Annotated in this window: 19 protein-coding genes and 1 tRNA gene; 6 read left to right on the forward strand and 14 right to left on the reverse strand. The window is 59.0% G+C overall.

The window, feature by feature from the left end:
* Positions 1-11: 11 nt before the first annotated feature.
* The 3 genes from LKE65_RS10840 to LKE65_RS10850 are packed head-to-tail and all read right to left on the reverse strand — an operon-like array spanning position 12 to position 3,637.
* Positions 12-1,265 carry a helix-turn-helix domain-containing protein gene (locus tag LKE65_RS10840; RefSeq protein ID WP_278741339.1) on the reverse strand — a complete coding sequence of 418 codons (1,254 nt, stop codon included), beginning with the start codon at positions 1,263-1,265 and terminating at the stop codon, positions 12-14.
* A 37-nt stretch (positions 1,266-1,302) separates the two neighbouring features.
* Positions 1,303-2,391 carry an NAD(P)H-dependent flavin oxidoreductase gene (locus LKE65_RS10845; RefSeq protein WP_095348888.1) on the reverse strand — a complete coding sequence of 363 codons (1,089 nt, stop codon included), beginning with the start codon at positions 2,389-2,391 and terminating at the stop codon, positions 1,303-1,305.
* Entirely contained in the window at positions 2,384-3,637 is a 1,254-nt protein-coding gene (locus tag LKE65_RS10850) for an aspartate kinase (protein ID WP_086645896.1), read from the reverse strand. The genes LKE65_RS10845 and LKE65_RS10850 overlap by 8 nt, the downstream gene beginning before the upstream one ends.
* Positions 3,638-3,809: 172 nt before the next feature.
* Here LKE65_RS10850 and ubiG point away from each other — a divergent pair, with 172 nt between their 5' ends.
* Positions 3,810-4,550, forward strand: a complete 741-nt coding sequence (gene ubiG, locus LKE65_RS10855; RefSeq protein ID WP_278741340.1) for a bifunctional 2-polyprenyl-6-hydroxyphenol methylase/3-demethylubiquinol 3-O-methyltransferase UbiG — start codon at positions 3,810-3,812, stop codon at positions 4,548-4,550.
* A gap of 51 nt (positions 4,551-4,601) precedes the next feature.
* On the opposite strand, the gene LKE65_RS10860 is transcribed toward ubiG, so the two are convergent.
* From LKE65_RS10860 to LKE65_RS10875, 4 genes are all read right to left on the reverse strand, one after another.
* A complete protein-coding gene (locus tag LKE65_RS10860; protein WP_278741341.1) occupies positions 4,602-5,120 on the reverse strand; it encodes a DUF2147 domain-containing protein in 519 nt (172 codons plus the stop codon).
* A gap of 113 nt (positions 5,121-5,233) precedes the next feature.
* Positions 5,234-5,713 carry a DUF1178 family protein gene (locus tag LKE65_RS10865; RefSeq protein ID WP_095348891.1) on the reverse strand — a complete coding sequence of 160 codons (480 nt, stop codon included), beginning with the start codon at positions 5,711-5,713 and terminating at the stop codon, positions 5,234-5,236.
* Positions 5,714-5,755: 42 nt separating this feature from the next.
* Complete coding sequence (gene grxC, locus LKE65_RS10870) at positions 5,756-6,016, reverse strand: glutaredoxin 3 (protein ID WP_086645892.1); 261 nt, start codon at positions 6,014-6,016, stop codon at positions 5,756-5,758.
* Positions 6,017-6,092: 76 nt separating this feature from the next.
* Positions 6,093-6,875: a double zinc ribbon domain-containing protein gene (locus LKE65_RS10875; protein WP_278741342.1), complete on the reverse strand. Its 783-nt coding sequence runs from the start codon at positions 6,873-6,875 to the stop codon at positions 6,093-6,095.
* A gap of 63 nt (positions 6,876-6,938) precedes the next feature.
* On the opposite strand from LKE65_RS10875, the gene LKE65_RS10880 reads away from it, so the two are divergent.
* A complete protein-coding gene (locus LKE65_RS10880) occupies positions 6,939-7,805 on the forward strand; it encodes a methyltransferase domain-containing protein (RefSeq protein ID WP_278741852.1) in 867 nt (288 codons plus the stop codon).
* Between the two features lie 30 nt (positions 7,806-7,835).
* Here LKE65_RS10880 and moaA read toward each other — a convergent pair whose 3' ends face one another.
* The 4 genes from moaA to LKE65_RS10900 form a co-directional block, all read right to left on the reverse strand.
* A complete protein-coding gene (moaA, locus tag LKE65_RS10885) occupies positions 7,836-8,852 on the reverse strand; it encodes a GTP 3',8-cyclase MoaA (protein ID WP_278741343.1) in 1,017 nt (338 codons plus the stop codon).
* A gap of 142 nt (positions 8,853-8,994) precedes the next feature.
* Positions 8,995-10,404 (reverse strand): phosphoglucomutase/phosphomannomutase PgmG, encoded by a 1,410-nt coding sequence (gene pgmG, locus LKE65_RS10890; protein WP_278741344.1) that lies wholly within the window; start codon positions 10,402-10,404, stop codon positions 8,995-8,997.
* Entirely contained in the window at positions 10,404-11,288 is an 885-nt protein-coding gene (gene galU, locus LKE65_RS10895; protein ID WP_086645888.1) for a UTP--glucose-1-phosphate uridylyltransferase GalU, read from the reverse strand. The genes pgmG and galU overlap by 1 nt, the downstream gene beginning before the upstream one ends.
* Before the next feature lie 336 nt (positions 11,289-11,624).
* Positions 11,625-11,710, reverse strand: a tRNA-Leu gene (locus LKE65_RS10900).
* Positions 11,711-11,784: 74 nt separating this feature from the next.
* Here LKE65_RS10900 and lipB point away from each other — a divergent pair.
* Positions 11,785-12,495 carry a lipoyl(octanoyl) transferase LipB gene (gene lipB / locus LKE65_RS10905; RefSeq protein ID WP_278741345.1) on the forward strand — a complete coding sequence of 237 codons (711 nt, stop codon included), beginning with the start codon at positions 11,785-11,787 and terminating at the stop codon, positions 12,493-12,495.
* On the opposite strand, the gene LKE65_RS10910 is transcribed toward lipB, so the two are convergent.
* On the reverse strand, positions 12,473-13,030 hold the full coding sequence (locus LKE65_RS10910) for a LolA family protein (protein WP_278741346.1): 558 nt from the start codon (positions 13,028-13,030) through the stop codon (positions 12,473-12,475). The genes lipB and LKE65_RS10910 overlap by 23 nt on opposite strands.
* On the reverse strand, positions 13,027-13,365 hold the full coding sequence (locus LKE65_RS10915; protein ID WP_086645885.1) for a BolA family protein: 339 nt from the start codon (positions 13,363-13,365) through the stop codon (positions 13,027-13,029). Before LKE65_RS10915 ends, LKE65_RS10910 begins: the two co-directional genes overlap by 4 nt.
* A 51-nt stretch (positions 13,366-13,416) precedes the next feature.
* Between LKE65_RS10915 and LKE65_RS10920 the strand changes: the two genes are divergently transcribed.
* From LKE65_RS10920 to cobT, 3 genes are all read left to right on the forward strand, one after another.
* Entirely contained in the window at positions 13,417-14,028 is a 612-nt protein-coding gene (locus tag LKE65_RS10920) for a J domain-containing protein (protein ID WP_086645884.1), read from the forward strand.
* A gap of 66 nt (positions 14,029-14,094) precedes the next feature.
* Positions 14,095-15,102, forward strand: a complete 1,008-nt coding sequence (locus LKE65_RS10925; protein ID WP_278741347.1) for an AAA family ATPase — start codon at positions 14,095-14,097, stop codon at positions 15,100-15,102.
* A gap of 30 nt (positions 15,103-15,132) precedes the next feature.
* Complete coding sequence (gene cobT, locus LKE65_RS10930; protein ID WP_086645882.1) at positions 15,133-17,043, forward strand: cobaltochelatase subunit CobT; 1,911 nt, start codon at positions 15,133-15,135, stop codon at positions 17,041-17,043.
* Here cobT and LKE65_RS10935 read toward each other — a convergent pair.
* The gene (locus tag LKE65_RS10935) at positions 17,040-18,515 is read right to left on the reverse strand and encodes a pyridoxal phosphate-dependent decarboxylase family protein (protein WP_278741348.1); all 1,476 of its coding nucleotides are present in this window, start codon (positions 18,513-18,515) and stop codon (positions 17,040-17,042) included. The genes cobT and LKE65_RS10935 overlap by 4 nt on opposite strands.
* Positions 18,516-18,518 lie beyond the last annotated feature (3 nt).

The raw sequence follows: 18,518 nt of genomic DNA on the forward strand, positions 1-18,518 counted from the left end.
GAAAGAGCCATTCAGTGCGCGCCAGCCCCATTCAACTGGCGGGCATTCAGGTCATCCGCACTTGGTTCGGCAGGCGGTGGTGCCTGACGGTGCGGTGGTGGTTTGGCCACCTCGAGCGCAGGCTGGGCAACATGCCCTGTCCCATTTTCTGGTGCTACAGGCGCATCAGCCGCAGGCATTGCAACCGTGCTGGTTCTGGTAGGCACAGCCGCCCCGGCAGGTGACGGCACAACCACTGGTGCTCCTGTGGCACTTACTCCCCCACCGGCTTGGACCTGCTGAACCACTTCCGGCGTTAGGGCAATGTGCCGCAGAACCGCACCATTCCGCCCCAATGGCGGGGTTGTCATGTCCCCTTGGGCAAAAGCTACACCGCCTGCATTGCCAACAGTCAGGCTGTACGGCCCGTTATCGGCAGGAACAGTCCAGACATCACCGGGTTGCAGAATATGGTCGTACACGACCTTACCGGCCGCATTCCTGACCTGCACCCAGCTTGGAGCCTGCGCCTTGAGCATAAGAGGCGCATCCGCACTGGCACTGGCACTGGCACTGGCCGTTTCTGGCACACTTGCAGTTGGCGGCTCAATCGCAGGAGGAACGGCGGGGGCTTCCCCTGCAACCGGCTTATCCGGTTGTGGTGGCATCGGTGCGTCCGACACACCGGTCGCATTAACTGGTGCGGGCGCATCTGCCCCTGTGGGCACCACTGGGGTGCTCTGTGCCGGTGCAGGCTGGGCCACCGGCAAGGGAGGAAGCTGCGCCATGTTGTGATCAGGCAGGATAGAAGCAACCTGTGGCGAGGGCGCATTCTTTGCACTCTCACCAGGCATCAGGGTTGCAACGGGCGGCACGCGTTCGGGCACAGGTGGGGCATGCCCCACAAAACAGTACCACCCCACATAGCTTGCCAGAATAACGACCAACCCAAGGGAAATACTAACGGCAGGCGGCAGGCGGCGATCTGGCGGCGGATCGGGAAAATCCAGATCCGGCTTGCGCGTACCCAGCCGCCCTTCCTGACGATAAAGCTTGAGCATCTGGTCGGGATTGAAACCGAGAGCCTGCCCATATGCCCGCAAAAAGCCCAGAGCATAGACCTCTGCTGGTAATACGCTGGCATTCCCATTTTCCAGCGCTTCCAGATAAACGCTGCGAATCCGCAGCCAGGCCGCAACATCCCCGATGCTCCAGCCAAGTTGCTCGCGGCGTTTACGCAAAGCTTCGCCTACCCCCAGCACCTCCACATCGGGAAGCGGAGGCAAAAGCGAGCCTTGCTCTTGATCAGAACCTTGGGCGTATTCAGCCATCCGCATCCATACGACGTTGTTGACGTACCAAAGCCACAGTCGCCTGTTCCACCAGATCGTCAATGATCTGCGCCACAGGCTGGACTGACGTTACCATACCAACAGACTGGCCTGCCATAACAGACCCCTGTTCAACATCGCCGTCAATAACCGCACGGCGCAGCGCACCAGCCCAGAAATGTTCAATTTCCAGCTGGGCAGCCTCACGCGTGAGTTCCCCCGACTGAAAGCGGCGGATCACATCGGCCTGATGGGTAACAAACTGCCGCCCACCTTCGTTACCAAGGGCACGTACGGGAATAACTGGAAAACGGTCATCCAGCTGCACGGACGTTACGGCATCCCGCGCGGCGGCACGCACGAACGCTTTTTTGAACTTTTCGTGAGCAATACTTTCTTCCGCCGCGGCAAAGCGCGTACCCAGCTGCCCCCCCGAAGCCCCAAGCTCCAGATAAGACACCAGAGCATCCCCGCGCCCCAGACCACCGGCCACAAAAACCGGAACACTCTGGATATGCGGCAGAATTTCCTGCGCCAGAACGGTCAGCGAAACAGGGCCAACATGCCCGCCTGCTTCTGCCCCTTCAATTACCAGCGCGTCCACGCCCATTTTGACCAGACGCTTGGCCAGAACCAACGCCGGAGAGAAGGCAATAACCTTTGCCCCGCCATCCTTGATGGCCTTGATGGCCGCACCGGGTGGAATGCCACCAGCCAGCACAATATGGCCAACGCCTGCATCCAGGCAGACCTGTACCAGCTCGGTCAGCTGCGGGTGCATGGTTATCAGGTTTACGCCAAACGGGCGGTCGGTCAGGGCGCGGGTTGCCTGAATTTCCTCCGCCAGACGCGCAGGTTCCATAGCCCCGCAGGCAATAACGCCAAACCCGCCTGCGTTGGAAATGGCGGACACAAGATTGCGCTCGCTCACCCAGGACATGGCCCCGCCAAGAATGGCGTACTGTGTTCCCAAAAAGTCGGTCCCACGCCGCCACAACGCATCCAGCCGCTTGCGCGCGCGTTGCAGTTCGGGCTGGGTGGGGGCGTCGGTCACGGCAACCGTGTTGTTCTGCTCAGACATTATCCAGCCCATATGCGGTATGCAGGGCCCGCACGGCAAGCTCTGCGTATTCCGCCGCCACCAGCACCGAAATCTTGATTTCGCTGGTGGAAATGGCCTGAATGTTAATCGAGCGTTCCGAAAGTGTGCGGAACATGGTGCTGGCCACACCGGCATGCGAGCGCATACCCGTGCCAACAACGCTGATCTTAACAATATCCGGGTCTGTTGCCAGTTCTTCGTACTGCACGGAGTCCCGAACACTTTCCAGCACATTGATCGCCTGCGGCAGGTCGCTCTTGCTGGTTGTGAAGGTCATGTTGGTGGTGCCGTCTGCGCCTGTGCTCTGCACAATCATGTCCACATTCACATGCGCTTCGCTCATGGGACCAAAAATTGCTGCGGCAATGCCAGGGCGGTCCGGAATGCGCCGGACCGACAGCTTGGCTTCATCACGCGAGTAGGCAATGCCGGTAACCAGTTTCTTTTCCACGATTTCGTCCTCATCCACCACCAAAGACCCGGGAAGGTGCCCTTCCATAACTGCCGGACCATCTGCAAAGCTGGAAAGCACCTGCACCCGCACCCCTTCGCGCATGGCAAGCCCTACGCTGCGGGTTTGCAGCACCTTGGCACCGACTGATGCCAGCTCCAGCATTTCCTCATAGGTAATTTTATCAAGCTTGCGCGCTTTGGGCACAATACGGGGGTCGGTTGTGTAAATCCCGTCCACGTCCGTATAAATATCGCACCGATCTGCCTTGATTGCTGCGGCAAGAGCTACGGCCGAGGTATCGGACCCGCCACGCCCAAGGGTGGAAACACGCCCGTCTGGCGCAACGCCCTGAAAGCCCGCAACAACCGGCACCATACCCTCGGCCATGCAGCCAAGCAGCTTTGTGCCATCAATTGTATCCAGACTGGCCTTGCCATGTGCCGAATCGGTTAGAATGGGAACCTGCCACCCCGCGAACGAGCGTGAGGGCACACCGAGCTTTTGCAGCGCAATGGCCAGCAGGCCGCTGGTCACCTGCTCACCCGTGGCCACGATGGAATCGTATTCCTTGGGGTCATGCAGGGGAGAGAGGGACTGGCAGAAACCGACAAGCCTGTTTGTCTCCCCCGCCATGGCGGAAACGACAACAAGAACATCACATCCTGCGTCTTTCTGTTTTTTGACGCGCTCGGCCACGGCTCGAATACGATCAAGGTCGCCGACAGACGTTCCGCCGAATTTCATGACAATCCGGGGTGCGGAACCGGACATAGCTTTATTCTCCACCAGACAAGCCGCAGAACATGCCACCAGCTCCAGTTCGACCCCAGCTTTGCCAGAAAAGACGAACAGGAATGGTTGCACAGCTTTACAAGGCGCGTCACATAACCTTCCCGGCCCCCTTTCGTCCAGCGGGGAGACCAGCAGGAAAGGATTTTGTTGCATGAACGCCACCACTCCACACGCGCCCTCATCCGTCTCTGATGAAGAAATCGCACGGTTTAGCGCCCTTGCGGAGCAGTGGTGGAATCCTTCCGGCCCCATGCGCCCACTGCACGCCATGAATGCATTGCGCATAGACTGGGCAAGCCGCCACCTGCCCCTGCGTGGCCGCACCACACGCCGCGCAAAAATTCTGGACATCGGATGTGGCGCGGGGCTTGCGAGTGAAGCCCTGGCCAAAGCAGGCTACGACGTGCTGGGGCTGGATGCCTCAGCCAACGGTATTGCCGCCGCCAGGGAGCATCTGGCCACCTGCCCGCTGCCCGAACATGCGGGGCCACTGCACTACCGCAATGGCAGCGCCGAAGACCTTGTGGCTGAAGGCTGCGAGTTTGACGCGGTTGTGGCGTTAGAAATTATCGAGCATGTCACTGATCCTGCGGCATTTATGGACATGCTGGCTCAGCTTGCAGGACCAAAGGGTACGGTCATTGTTTCCACCATGAACCGCACCCTGCGCTCCCTTGCGGTTGGCAAGATTGGCGCCGAGTATATTCTGCGGCTGCTACCCGTAGGCACACACGAATGGCGCAAGTTTATCCAGCCATCCGAACTGGGCCAGTATGCCCGTGCGGCGGGCCTGCGCATGACCGCGATAGCAGGCATGGCACCCGGCCCAATGGGCTGGAAGGAAACCCGCGACCTCGGCATCAACTACATCGCGGCGTTTACAAGATACTGATTTTAAAGTTTTTTATGGTCTGGAGGCTTACAGTCACTCCAGACCAGCCTCCTATTTGACTGAATCGGGAATTTTGCACACAGGCCCCATGGCGGGGCCATTGTAGCGGGTCCATGTCTGGGTTTCGCCAAAAATAGGCAGCCCTATATAGCCACGCAGCTTGAGCACATCAGGTTGCGCCAGCCAGATTTGAGAATCATAGAGGTGCCCCGTATCGGGGTCCAGAATATGTCCGGCCCAGCGCCCTGCATTACTTTCGCCCATGGGACGAAAATCCGTTAACATCAGCAGGTTACACTCGGATTTGCCATCATGCCCACGGGGTACATCCGTACCATCGTAACGCAGGCCAACCAGATGGCCGCACAGATTTTGCCCGCAGCGATCAATTTTAAACACGCCGTCATGGTCCTGACTAAGCCAGTACCCCGTTAAGGTGGCAGCGTTCGACACCGGCGGTTCTGCGGCAGATGAAGGTACAACGTGCGCACCAGCCAGCAAAATAGCCAGCAGGGCAGCAAACCCCACCTTGGCTTTATGCACTGCGCCGCGTGTTCCGTTCTTTGTCATATCTGCCTCTCCCTCAAGCGGGCGGCGGTCTGGCTTGCCCGCCTAGCCCTCCAAGATGTGGGGGATCACCTTCTTACGCACCACCCCCATTTGTATATGGTCAGCCCAGACATTCAACTATCCGTATCCCGCACCCAGGGCACGTTTTGGAACGCAACCCCTTCTTCTTCCAGCTCTTCTCTCTGGGACTGGGACATTTCACCGTAAATCCCGCGTTCGGGGGCTTCGCCATAATGAATGCGCAAGGCTTCATCGGCAAATCGGTTGCCCATGTTTTCACAATTCTCTTCAATTGTGCGCCGTACGTCACGCAGGGCACTCAGCATGGCATCCGGCAGGCCGGGGGGCATCTGGCCTGCTACGGGCGCCGGGGGCGCTGCCATATCTGGTGTGGGGGTGGGATCACTTTGTGGCAAACGCTCAGGCGCACGCCCCACAATGGCCGGAGCCATGGGGGCCTGATCCACACTGGACGTGCCACATTCGGGGCAGTTTAAAAGGTTCTTCTGCCTGAGCATGGCAAATGTACTGCTGTCTTTGTACCAGCCTTCAAACACATGGTCATGGGCGCAACGCAGACGATAGCAGATCATAGTGTATTACCCTGGCAGATACCCTTTGGTCGTTATGAATACTCAGCCCAGCCCGAGCAGGCCATTCAGCTGGCCCGTGCGTTCAAGCCGCATCAGGTCATCACACCCGCCAAGGGCTTTGCCATCCACAAAGGTCTGGGGCACGGTTGTTTGCCCACCGGACAGGTTTATGGCCTCGTCCCGCTCGGGCGTGCCACGTGGGGCATTGATCTCGGTAAACGGAATTTTTTTGCTCTCCAGCAGGGCAACTGCACGCATGCAGTAGGGGCAACCGGGCTGGGTATAGATTTTGATTTCAGGCATAGATTGTCCTTACTGGTTCCGGGTTATGGATTCAATCAGCTTTTGCTGGCCATGTTATGGGCTTCATGCGCCTTGTCTAGCCGGGTTGGTCAATATCCACCTCCGGGCGGGCGGGCACGACCCCGGCCACCAGCAGGCTGACAGTGCGCGCACCCGCCTGTAACAGCGCATTGGTGCAGGCTGTAGCAGTCGCGCCTGTTGTAAGCAGGTCATCGACCAGCACAATATCATGCCCCCGCACCCCGTGTGCACGCGTGCGACGCACACTCATGGCCTGAGCAACCTCATCCCGCCGCGCCTGACGGGAAAAAGACGCCAGAGGCACCGTGGAGCGGACACGAACCAGAGCATCGGGCAGGCAATGCAGGCCGCCCAGTTTGGCCACACCGTGCGCCAGCAACGCTGCCTGATTATAACGCCGCCTGAACAACCGCCAGCGATGCACGGGTACGGGCACCACCAGCGCATCACCACACACAATATCCTGCCCTATCCGCACCATCTGCTGGGCCAGAAAAGATGTGTTTTCCGTCTGATCGGCATATTTAAGCTTTAAAATCAGCTCCCTTGCCACGCTTTCGTACACAAAGGCAGCACGCGCCTGCCCCCATACGGGAGGATGCCGCTCGCATGCCGGGCACAGATCATTCACTCCCAGCATTGCGGCACTTACCTGCGGTACAGCACACGCCTTGCAAAATGGTGCAACAACAACCCGCACATGCGCAAAACAGGTAGCGCAAAGCAGGCCATGCTGCGCAACATCCGCCCCACAATGCAGGCAGGCGGGCGGGTAAAGAACCCCCAACCCCATTTGCCCAAGGGCGCGCAGTTGCGCTACAGCGCGCACGCCTAGCATAAACACAGGTTTGTCATGGCTGGCGGCTTGGCAAAAAGTGTGGATACGCGCACATCTGCCTTTATGGATACACCTGTTATTTTTGACCGCAAAGCCGTCAGGCAGCACAGGGACCGTGCGGCACGCAGGCTGGATGGCATTATGCCCGTGCTGGACATTACCGCCGACCTGCTGCTCGACCGACTGGACGATATGGTGCGCAGTTTTTCCGCGGCACTGGATATAGGCGGGCGTGGTGCCATTAGCCCGCGCCTTGCCGCGCGGGGCATTGCCACTACCAGCATGGACCTCTCCCCCAGACTCGTCACCCGCTCCGGAGGAATGCGTGTTTGTGCGGATGAGGAATGGCTGCCGTTTGCCCCGCATAGCTTTGATCTGGTCATTGCCAATCTGTCCCTACACTGGGTGAACGACCTGCCCGGTGTTTTTACCCAGATCCGGCATGTTCTGCGGCCCGATGGGCTTTTTCTGGCCAGCATGCCCATACTCCCCACATTGCGCCCCCTGCGCACGGCGCTGGAAGCCGCCGAACTGGCGGTGTGCGATGGCGTATCGCCCCGTGTATCGCCCTTTCCCACGCAGCAGAGCTGTGCGCAGCTTATGCAGCGGGCCGGGTTTGCCCTTCCTGTTATTGATACCGAATGTCTGGACCTGCGCTACCGCTCGCTCAGCGCGCTTATGGCCGACCTGCGTGCTGCGGGTGAGACAAATGCCCTGACCCAGCGTACACGCACCATACCACCACGCATGATGTTTGCTGCTGCCGCCGCCGAGCTGGAAAAAACGGGGGCAGACAGCTTTGCCATGCCCCTGCATATGGCTGTTTTATCCGGCTGGGCACCAGCTCCAACCCAACCTGTACCCTTACAGCCCGGCCAGTTCCAGCACTCCTTGCATGATGCCCTGAACCCGCAGGAACCACCCGCTTAATCTCGCCCCCACAACCCAGCCGGGCCTAGGTTAGCCCCCGGTTACGCTCATATGCCTTTGCGGGCCGGATACAGCACCTGTCTGCCCATCCAGCAGAAAATCATGCCCTACGGGTTTGCGGGCTATGGCCTGCTGTATGGCCACTTCCAGTGCGGCATCTGTTGCCCCCTCGCGCATGAGGTGGCGCAGGTCCACCCCCTCCTCCTGCCCAAGACAGGTATAAAGCTGCCCGGTGCAGGAAAGGCGGACGCGGTTGCAGGTCGCGCAAAAATTGTGGCTCATGGGCGTAATAAAGCCCAGACGCTGCCCGGTTTGCGCCACCCGCACGTAACGCGCGGGCCCTCCGGTCTGGTAGGCCAGAGGTTCTAACGTCCAGCGTTGAGACAGGCTCCGCCGTACCGCGTCGAGCGAGAGGTACTGCGCGGCACGGTCTTCCCCTGTTTCCCCCATCGGCATGGTTTCTATCAGGCAGAGGTCGGCCCCGATTTCTCCGCACCAGGCGAGCAGGGCATCAAACTCATCATCATTCACACCCGCCATGGCCACGGTGTTAATACGCACGGCCAGCCCTTCCGCACGGGCAGCGCGGATACCTTCCAGCGTTGCGGCCAGCCTGCCACGGCGGGTCAGCCTGGCAAAACGCTGCTCGTCCAGAGAATCCAGACTGACATTCACACGCCGGACCCCAGCCTGCGCCAGAATGGGAGCGTAATGCGCCAACTGGCTGCCATTGGTGGTTAGTGTCAGCTCATCCAGCCGCCCTGCCTGTTCAGGATGGCGCAACCATGTCCCAAGTTCTTTGAAGAAAAGCCCGATGTCGCGCCGCACAAGAGGCTCCCCCCCCGTAATGCGCAGCCTGCGCACGCCGTGGATTACAAAGACCCGGCTCAGACGCAGAAGTTCCTCAAAATCCAGAACATCCGCCCGTGGCAAAAACGACATCTGTTCGGACATGCAGTACACACACCGCATGTCGCATCTGTCGGTTACAGAAAGACGGAGGTAGGAAATCCGCCTTCCGGCGGGGTCCGTTAAAGAGGACAACATAGGTACACTTTATATCAGAAACCTCTACGGCTTTAAATGCAAAAGAGCACCCCGGCGCAGCAGAAACAGCACCCTGCCCTTAAAAAACATACGGCCCGCTTTAAGCGGGCCGTATGCAGCAGGCAAGTTGAAAAAACGGAGGTTAGTGCCCCGCGTTGTTACCTGAAAAGTCAGGCTTGGAGAGGCCGGAGTGCTCAAGCTGCTCCACCAGAGCATCCTTCAGCCGTTCCAGTCCTGCGCTGTCGCGCCCTTCTGCACGGGCAACCAGCACCGCCTGTGTGTTGGATGCACGCAGCAGCCACCAGCCATCGGTTGTGTTAACACGCACGCCATCAATTTCGGACACGTCAGCGCCAGCTTTACGCAGGCGTTCGGCAACTTCCTCAATCACCTTGAACTTGCGGTGGTCATCACAGTCAAAGCGGACTTCCGGCGTGGAAAGCGTTGCAGGCAGGGCCTCACGGAATGCGGCAAGCGATTCTGAGGACCGCGCTACAATGCCAAGCACACGCACACCGGCGTAAAGTGCATCATCAAACCCGTACCATTTATCGGCAAAGAAGATATGCCCGGACATTTCGCCCGCCAGCGGGGAGCCGGTTTCCGCCATTTTGGACTTAATGAGCGAATGCCCCGTACGCCACATGAGCGGCTTGCCGCCAGCGCGTGCGACCTCATCAAACAGCACCTGACTGGCTTTGACGTCGGCAATAATGGTTGCCCCGGAATGGCTTTTGAGCACATCCCGCGCCAGCAGGACCAGAATCTGGTCGCCCCACAAAATCTCGCCCTTATTGTCCACCAGCCCGATTCGGTCTGCATCCCCATCAAAGGCAATGCCCAGATCGGCGTGGTTGTCCTTTACCGCGGCAATAAGCTGCTCAAGGTTTTTGGCAACCGTGGGGTCCGGGTGGTGGGCAGGGAATGTGCCATCAATGGCGGCATTGAGCACAATATGCTCGCCCGGCAGGGCCGCGACCATTTTTTCCAGCACTTCGCCTGCGGAGCTATTGCCGTTGTCCCAGACAATTTTGAGCTTACGCGTACCGCCGTCATAATCCTTTACAAGGCGTTTGACGTAGTCATCACGCACATCAATCGTGCGTACGGTGCCCTGTTCTGCTGCGACCACATTCCCCTTGGCCGACAGATCCCCGAGTTCACGGATCTGGGCACCAAAGAACGGCTTGCCCGCCAGCATCATTTTAAAGCCATTATAGTTGGGCGGGTTGTGGCTACCCGTCACCATAATGGCACCATCCGCATTAAGCGTGGCTGATGCATAATACAGCATGGGGGTAGGCCCACGCCCAACGCGGGTTACATCCAGACCACACTCCAGAGCCCCTTTTACAAGGGCTTCTTCCAGCATGGGGGAAGACAGGCGGCCATCATACCCGACCACCAGCGTTTTGCCGCCATTACGGCGGACAAGGCTGCCAAATGTGCGGCCGATGGCAAACGCATCTTCAGCGCTCAGTGTTTTGCCAACAATGCCGCGGATATCGTATTCCCGCAGGCTTGTTGCTTCAAAGTCATGCGCAAAAGACATTAGTTCTGCCCCTCATACTTCTTGAGGAATTCGCGCACGCCTTCGGCCAGTTCAGGGCGTTCGAGTGCAAAGGCGATCTGGGCTTCCAGAAAGCCGAGCTTGTTACCGCAATCGTAACGCACGCCTTCATACCGCAGGCCATTGAACGGCACATGGCCAATGGTTTTGGCCATGGCGTCTGTCAGCTGCACTTCACCACCGGCGCCTTTTTCCAGCTTGGCCAGATGCGGCATGACATCAGGGGTCAGGATATAACGCCCGATAATGGACAGGTTGGACGGCGCATCTTCGGGTTTGGGTTTTTCAACCAGCCCCTTAACTTCCACAAGGCGGCCATCATCCTTGCCAATGTCCAGAATACCGTAGCGGTTGGTATGCTCACGCGGCACCTCGGACACGGCAACCACGTTGCCCCCGGTTTCGTAATAAGCTTCAGCCAACTGCTTCAGGCAGCCTTTCTGCGACATCACCATGTCGTCGGGCAACAGGATGGCAAACGGATCGTTGCCAATAAAGGAGCGTGCACACCAGATGGCATGCCCAAGCCCCAGCGGCTCCTGCTGGCGCACGGCAATAAGCGAGCCGGCCTGAATGCTGCTGGGTTCCAGCGCCTCCAGACAATCAACCTTGTTGCGTTCCTTGAGCGTGCTTTCCAGCTCATAGGCAATATCGAAATAGTCGATCAGGGAATCTTTGCCGCGGCCGGTAATCAGGCAGAATTCCTCAATGCCTGCGGCGCGTGCTTCATCAATTGCGTACTGGATAAGGGGTTTGTCCACGACCGGCAGCATTTCTTTTGGCATGGCCTTGGTGGCAGGCAAAAAGCGCGTTCCCAGCCCCGCAACTGGCAGGACTGCTTTACGTAAAGGCTTGGGATTGGACACGAATATAACACCTTTAAATCAAGTTAAACCTGAGACCATCCGACCTGACCTGGCCAAAGCATGGAGGCATCCACCCCAATACCCGCCTGCGCCGGAAAAAGATCAAGGCGGCCGACAGTGCTAGCTGACATTGTGCCTTGTATCCGTGGCCGATTGCATAGTCTTTTTTACATAATCACAACCATGCTTCTACACCGCAACAGACCGCAAAAGAACGGCGTGAATATGACAACTTCCGCCCAATTTGCAGAAAAAACGCGTGTAAACGAAAAAAAAACGGCTCAAGGCGTTAGCCTTTTGCCGTCCATAACATAACATTTTGTCATGAAAGAAAAATGGTGCGGTCGAGAAGACTCGAACTTCCACGAGGTTTCCCCCACAAGCACCTCAAGCTTGCGCGTCTACCATTCCGCCACGACCGCACGTGACAAACGGTATCAAAAAAGGCGATACCGTGTGTTAGGAAGCCCTATAACCGAACCATAAGCAGGCGGCAATGACCAAAGAACAAATTTTATGGGAAATAAGCAAAAAACTGGTGCCTTACCCTGCGGCCCTGAGCAGAATGGAACAGATTGCCAAAGACATAAGGGCGGGAGAGGCCGCCGAGCGCGTATGGCTGCTTGAACACCCCCCCCTGTACACAGCCGGCACATCTGCCAAGGCGGAGGACCTGTTCAACCCTGCGGGATACCCCACCTACCATGCAGGCCGGGGCGGACAGTGGACCTACCACGGGCCGGGCCAGCGCACGGCCTATGTCATGCTTGACCTGCAACGCGCCCATGGCAACACCCCCGCGCGCGACCTGCGGGCCTATGTGCAGGCGCTGGAAGCGTGGATTATTACCGCACTCGCCAGTTTTGGCCTGCGTGGAGAAGTGCGGGAAGGCCGGGTGGGCGTGTGGGTTACCAACCCGCAGACAGGGATAGAAGAAAAAATTGCAGCCATAGGTGTACGCGTCTCCCGCTGGGTAAGCTGGCATGGCGTAGCCATTAATCTGACCCCTGCCCTGCCTGACTTTGAGGGCATTGTACCTTGCGGGATTCGGGAATACGGCGTGACCAGTTTTGAAAAACTGGGCATCAAAGCCAGCATGCAGGAGCTGGACCTTGCTCTGGCAGCGGCGTGGCACACCGTATTTGGCAGCACGCCATCTGCCCTGACACCTGTTGATCTGGCACCTAGTCCAGTCGAATTTGCGTAAGCTTGCGCTGTGCGTCCAGAATGCGCACGTCATACAGGCTTAAAGCGCCCTGTTCGTCCCTGAACCGGAGCGTGATCAACCCCTGCGAGGGATTATCCGCTCTGGTCAGCGAAATCTGGACAAGGCCGCGCTGCTGCTGAACGTCGGAAACCATAACCGGGCCAGACAGGCGCACCGGGTTGCTCAACAACATTCCCAACGCACTATGGCCCAGCCCGATATGAGTGACCGACCCATTGGCGGCATCCGTAAACACGGCTGAACGCTCGGATGCCTTGAGTTCCATCTCATGCGGGGTGGTAAAGCGCATGTCCAGATAACCGGGGCGGTAGGTGATCAGCCCGCTGCCACTGGCACCATTGGGCCATATCTGCGTAAACGGCGCATCCTGCAGGTTAACCGTGCGGAAATATGCCTCCACCCGGTTGACCGTGGCGTTTTGTGGCCCTCCCCCCACCTGCTGCGTTGCACAGGCGGCAAGCACAAGTGGCGCAAGGGCAAACAGGGAACGACGGCTGAAACCCCCCTTGCTCATACAGTTGCCTCTTCTTCCGCCGGGGTGCGCAGGGTTAGCGCCAGTGCGTGCAGGCCATCGGCCAGTTCGGGGGCCAGCAGGTCATGCACCTTGCGTGAGCGTGCAACGCGACTCATGCCTTCAAACACAGGTGAGACAATATAAAGGCGGAAGTGCGTTTCCGTCGCACCGGCATTGGGGCCGCGCGTCTGCTCCACATGGTGGGCATGGCGGTGGCTTTCGTCCTGTATGTCCAATCTGGTCGGAAAAAGCGCTGTTTCCAGCACTTTGCGTACCCGTACGGCGCGCGTGGCACCCGATATGGAGGATGATGTTGGGCCTGAAAGACTGGTCATATGGCAACTCACCTCTTGCGACCAAAGCATTTGCAACGCAAATAACGATGAATGATGAAGCGAAGGAACACCCGTCCCCGCGCGTTTGATCCTGATCCCAACGCGCCGCAGCGCTGCTGCGACATGCCGGACTGCACAAGCCCGGCAGGATACCGCGCGCCCCGCTCCCGCGATAGCCTGAACCAGTATTATTGGTTCTGTCTGGAGCATGTGCGTGAATACAATGCACGATGGGACTATTACAAAGGCATGTCTCCCGGCCAGATAGAAGCACATCTGCGGGCCGATATAAGCTGGGACCGGCCAACATGGACGTTTGGCCAGGGTCCGGGCCAGAGCAAACGCACCATGCCGAACGAAGAAGATATTCTGGACCCGCTGGACATACTGGGCCAGAACCGCCGCGCCCGCGCCGACCGGGCCCGCGCACAGGCCGAGCCACGGATTCCTGCCCATCTGCGCGAACCACTCGCCGTTCTGGGACTGGACTGGCCGGTTACGCTGGCAAATGCCAAAACGCATTACCGCGCCCTTGCCCGCAAACATCACCCTGATACCAATCAGGGAGACCTTGCGGCTGAGGAACGTCTGAAAAAGATCAACGTTGCCTTTACTATTGTGAAGGCACATTTGCAGACGGAAGAACTCGAAAAAGCAGGCTGATCATGTATCCTGCTCCGGTATGCCCGCCGGTTTTGTTTTGAACCCCTTACGATCAGACGGATAATCATGACGGATTCCAGCCCCCAGACAGCAGTTCTTGATCTTCCGCCCATTTCGGCGGTTTCCGTACCGGATACGGAAGTCAGCGTCCGTGAGGTATTCGGGATCGATTCCGACCTGAAGGTTCCCGCCTTCTCCCTGCGTGCCGAGCATGTCCCCCCGATTGATACGGCCTACCTGTTTGACCACGATACAACGCTGGCCATTCTGGCAGGCTTTGCCTTTAACCGCCGCGTTATGGTGCAGGGCTTCCATGGTACGGGCAAATCGTCCCATGTGGAGCAGATTGCAGCCCGCCTGAACTGGCCGTGCATCCGCATCAATCTGGACAGCCACGTTTCGCGCATAGATCTGGTGGGCAAGGATGCCATTGTGGTCAAGGATGGCCAGCAGGTCACCGAGTTCCAGGAAGGGCTGCTGCCATGGTGCCTGCAACGCCCCTGCGCACTGGTGTTTGATGAATACGATGCCGGGCGTCCGGATGTCATGTTCGTTATCCAGCGTATTCTGGAAGTCGAAGGCAAGCTGACCCTGCTTGACCAGAACCGCGTCATTACCCCCAACCCGTGGTTCCGCCTGTTTGCCACGGCCAACACTGTGGGGCTGGGCGATACTACTGGCCTGTACCATGGCACCCAGCAGATCAATCAGGGGCAGATGGACCGCTGGAACATCGTGACCTCGCTCAACTACCTGCCCCATGCGCAGGAAGTCGGCATTGTCTGCTCCCGTCTGGGCATTGCGGCGGACGACAAGGCCGAGCGTGAAAAAATTGGCAATATGGTGGCTCTGGCCGGGCTGACACGCGCAGGGTTCATGGCGGGGGATCTGTCCACTGTCATGTCCCCCCGTTCGGTTATCGCGTGGGCAGAAAATGACCTTATTTTCAAGGATCTGGCCTTTGCCTTCCGCGTAACATTCCTCAACAAGTGTGACGAGGCCGAGCGCGGCATGGTGGCGGAATATTACCAGCGTTGTTTTAACAGCAGCCCCCTGCCCAAGCGCCCTGCCTGACAGAAATAATCTACATAGACAGGGGGCGTTATGGCTGATCAGGCAAACAACACGGGCAACCCGTCCATCCGCCTCTCCCGCGAGGAGGCGGAAAAGCGGGCCGATGCCTTTAAACAGGCAACCGAGGCAACGCTACGCGCCCTTGGCGGGCGGAAGGAGACCAATGTCTCCTTCCATAGCGGCAACATGCCCATGGCTCCGATCAGTCTGGGGGAGAAAATTCGCCTCTCCTCCCCCTCCCTCAACCTGAATGAGGAAGAAGCACAGCGCCTGCGTGGTGCGGCAGACGCACAGGCCCTGCGGCTGAAACACCACGATTTTGACCTGCACGCCGCCCGCCGCCCGGCAGACACCATTGCCCGCGAAGTGTATGACGCACTGGAGCAGGCCCGTGTGGAAGCCGTAGGGGCCCGCCACATGAAAGGCGTTGCCGCCAACCTGCGCCACAGGCTGGAGCAGGAAATCCGCGCCGCTGGTCTGGACCATATGACCGATGCCGCCCAGCTTTCCCCCGTTGTAGGGCTGGAACTTCTGGCACGTGAAAAGCTGACAGGCGAACCCCTGCCCGAATCAGCCCGTGCCATTATGGAGCAGTGGAAGCAGAGCCTGCCGGAAGACGCACTGGCCGCACTGGATACGCTGGCCGCTGACCAGGATAGCCAGAAAGCTTACTCCCGCGCGGCCCGCAAACTGCTCGCCGCCTGCGCGTTAACCGATGACGACTCCCTCTCTGATCAGGAGGAAGAGGACGAAAATTCGGGCAATGCGCCAGACACCAACGAGGATGAGAGCGAACAGCCCCCCCCCGAGCAGGAGGACGAAACCTCCGGCGCGGCACCGGATATGTCCGATGCGGTGTCCGAACCCCAGCTTATGGCGGGTAGTGCGGATGCAGCCGACAATACCCCAGAGGTAGAGCAGGAATCCGGCTCTGCCGAAGGCACGGGGGATGCCGCAGGACCGGGCAACCGTAAAGAGATAGAACCGGGCCAGACCGCCAAAGGCTACCACGCCTACACAACCAGTTTTGATGAAGAAATTCTGGCCGAAAACCTGTGCGACCCCGAGGAACTCTCCCGCCTGCGGCACCAGCTTGACCTGCAATTAGCCACGCTGCACGGGGTTGTCTCCCGTCTGGCCAACCGGCTCCAGCGCCGTCTTATGGCGCAACAGACCCGCTCCTGGTCGTTTGATCTGGAAGAGGGCATGCTGGATGCAGGCAGGCTGTCGCGCATTGTGGTCAATCCGCGCCTGTCCCTCTCCTACAAGCAGGAAAAAGATACGGAGTTCCGCGATACAGTGGTCACGCTGCTGATCGACAATTCCGGCTCCATGCGCGGTCGCCCCATTTCCGTTGCCGCATCCTGCGGGGATATTCTGGCACGCACGCTTGAACGCTGCGGTGTAAAAGTGGAAATTCTGGGCTTTACCACCCGTGCATGGAAAGGCGGGCAAAGCCGCGAACTCTGGGTACAGAACAACAAGCCCGAAAACCCCGGCCGCCTGAACGACCTGCGCCACATTGTTTACAAGGGTGCGGACACACCGTGGCGGCGCGCACGCACCAATCTGGGCCTGATGCTACGTGAAGGGCTGCTGAAGGAAAACATAGACGGCGAGGCCCTGCTCTGGGCATGGCGACGTATTAAAAGCCGGCCCGAGGCCCGCAAGATTCTTATGGTGATCTCGGACGGCGCTCCGGTGGATGACAGCACACTGTCCGTCAACCCAGCCTCCTATCTGGAGGACCACCTGCGCGAGGTGATCGGCATGATTGAAAACCGCAGCCCGGTGGAACTGAGCGCCATAGGTATTGGCCATGACGTAACCCGCTATTACCAGCGGGCCGTTACCATTACCGATGCGGAGGAACTGGGCGGAACCATGCTCCAGTCCCTTTCCGCCCTGTTTGATGAAAAACGGATGCGCAAGCGGGCTTAAGCCTGCGGCGCACCCGCCAGTTCTTTCATCATCTTCACATGCGCCAGACGCACTTCCGTAAAGGAATGTACGGCGTCAAGCAGAATAGCGATGTCTGCCTTGGTCGTGCGGTGGTTAACCAGTGCCACACGAATAGCCAGCACACCCCCGATCCGGGTGGTGGATGGCGCGACTACGCCGCTCAGTTGCAGGTCCTTGACCAGTTCCCCATTCAAACGGTCAAGGTCCTCCACATCAGGTGCCGCCACACGGAAACACACAACATTCAGTGTTACAGGTGCCAGCAGTTGCAACTGGGCCGTGGCCTGCACCTGCCGTGCCAGTTCCTGCGCCAGTGCACAGGACTGGGTTACTACCTGCCCCAGCTTTTGGGTGCCAAACCCTGCCAGCGCAAACCAGACCTTGAGTGCCCGAAACCCGCGTGAGAGATCCGGCCCCAGATCACAAAACCATGGGGCACCTGCAGCAAGCCCCCTATCCTCGCGTGAGAGATATGCGAGGGATTGCGCAAAAGCCGCCGCCTGCCTGCCCGGCTCGCGCACCAGCACGCAGCCTGCATCGTATGGAACCTGTGCCCATTTATGAAAATCAAAGGCCAGACTATCGGCCCGTTCCAGACCGGCAAGCAAAGGGGCCAGGTCAGGTGCAAGCTTGGCCAGCGCACCAAAAGCCCCATCCACATGGAACCAGAGCCCCTCCCGCGCAGCCAGATCGGCCAGTGCATTCAGCGGGTCAATGCTGCCCGTATCCACCGTCCCTGCCGTACCAACGACCAGAAACGGCTCAAACCCGGCGGCCCTGTCCTGCGCAATCATGCGCTCAAGGGCTGCCATATCCATGCGGAATGCGCTGTCCATTGGCACACGGCGCAAGGCCTGCTCGCCCAGTCCTGCCATGTCAAACGCACGGGCTACGCAACCATGTGCGCTCTCGCCCGCATAACCCACCAGCCTGCGGCCACCAACCCCCTGCTGCCGCAGGTCCTGCCCTCCGCTCACATTGCGGGTGGCGGTCAGGATGGCAATAAAGTTGGCCATGGAGGAACCGGTTACCAGCAGCCCTGTGGCTTGGGGAGAAAAACCGAACATTTCCGCGGCCCAGCGGATAACCATCCGCTCGACTTCTACAGGTGCATGGTCACGCCCGCCCAGATTAGCGTTTAGCCCTGCGGCCAGCATATCCGCCAGCATACCCTGTGCGGTGCCACCCCCATGCACCCAGCCCATAAAGCGTGGGTGCCGGTTGCCCACGGCATAGGGCTGCACGGTTTGTGTGAACTGCTGGTACAGTGCCCCCAGTTCCTGCCCACTGGCAGGGAGCGGGGCATCCCTGAACCCCTCGCGCACAGAAGCAGGCATAGGTTGCCAGACGGGGCCTTGCGAGACATGGCGGATATTTTCCAGCATATCATCCAGCATCTGGTGCCCCTGAGCTTTCAGTTCTTCCCAGTCTTCAGGATCCAGACCCGCCACAAC

This window comes from Acetobacter fabarum (genome assembly GCF_022483405.1).
Taxonomy (GTDB): Bacteria; Pseudomonadota; Alphaproteobacteria; order Acetobacterales; family Acetobacteraceae; genus Acetobacter; species Acetobacter fabarum.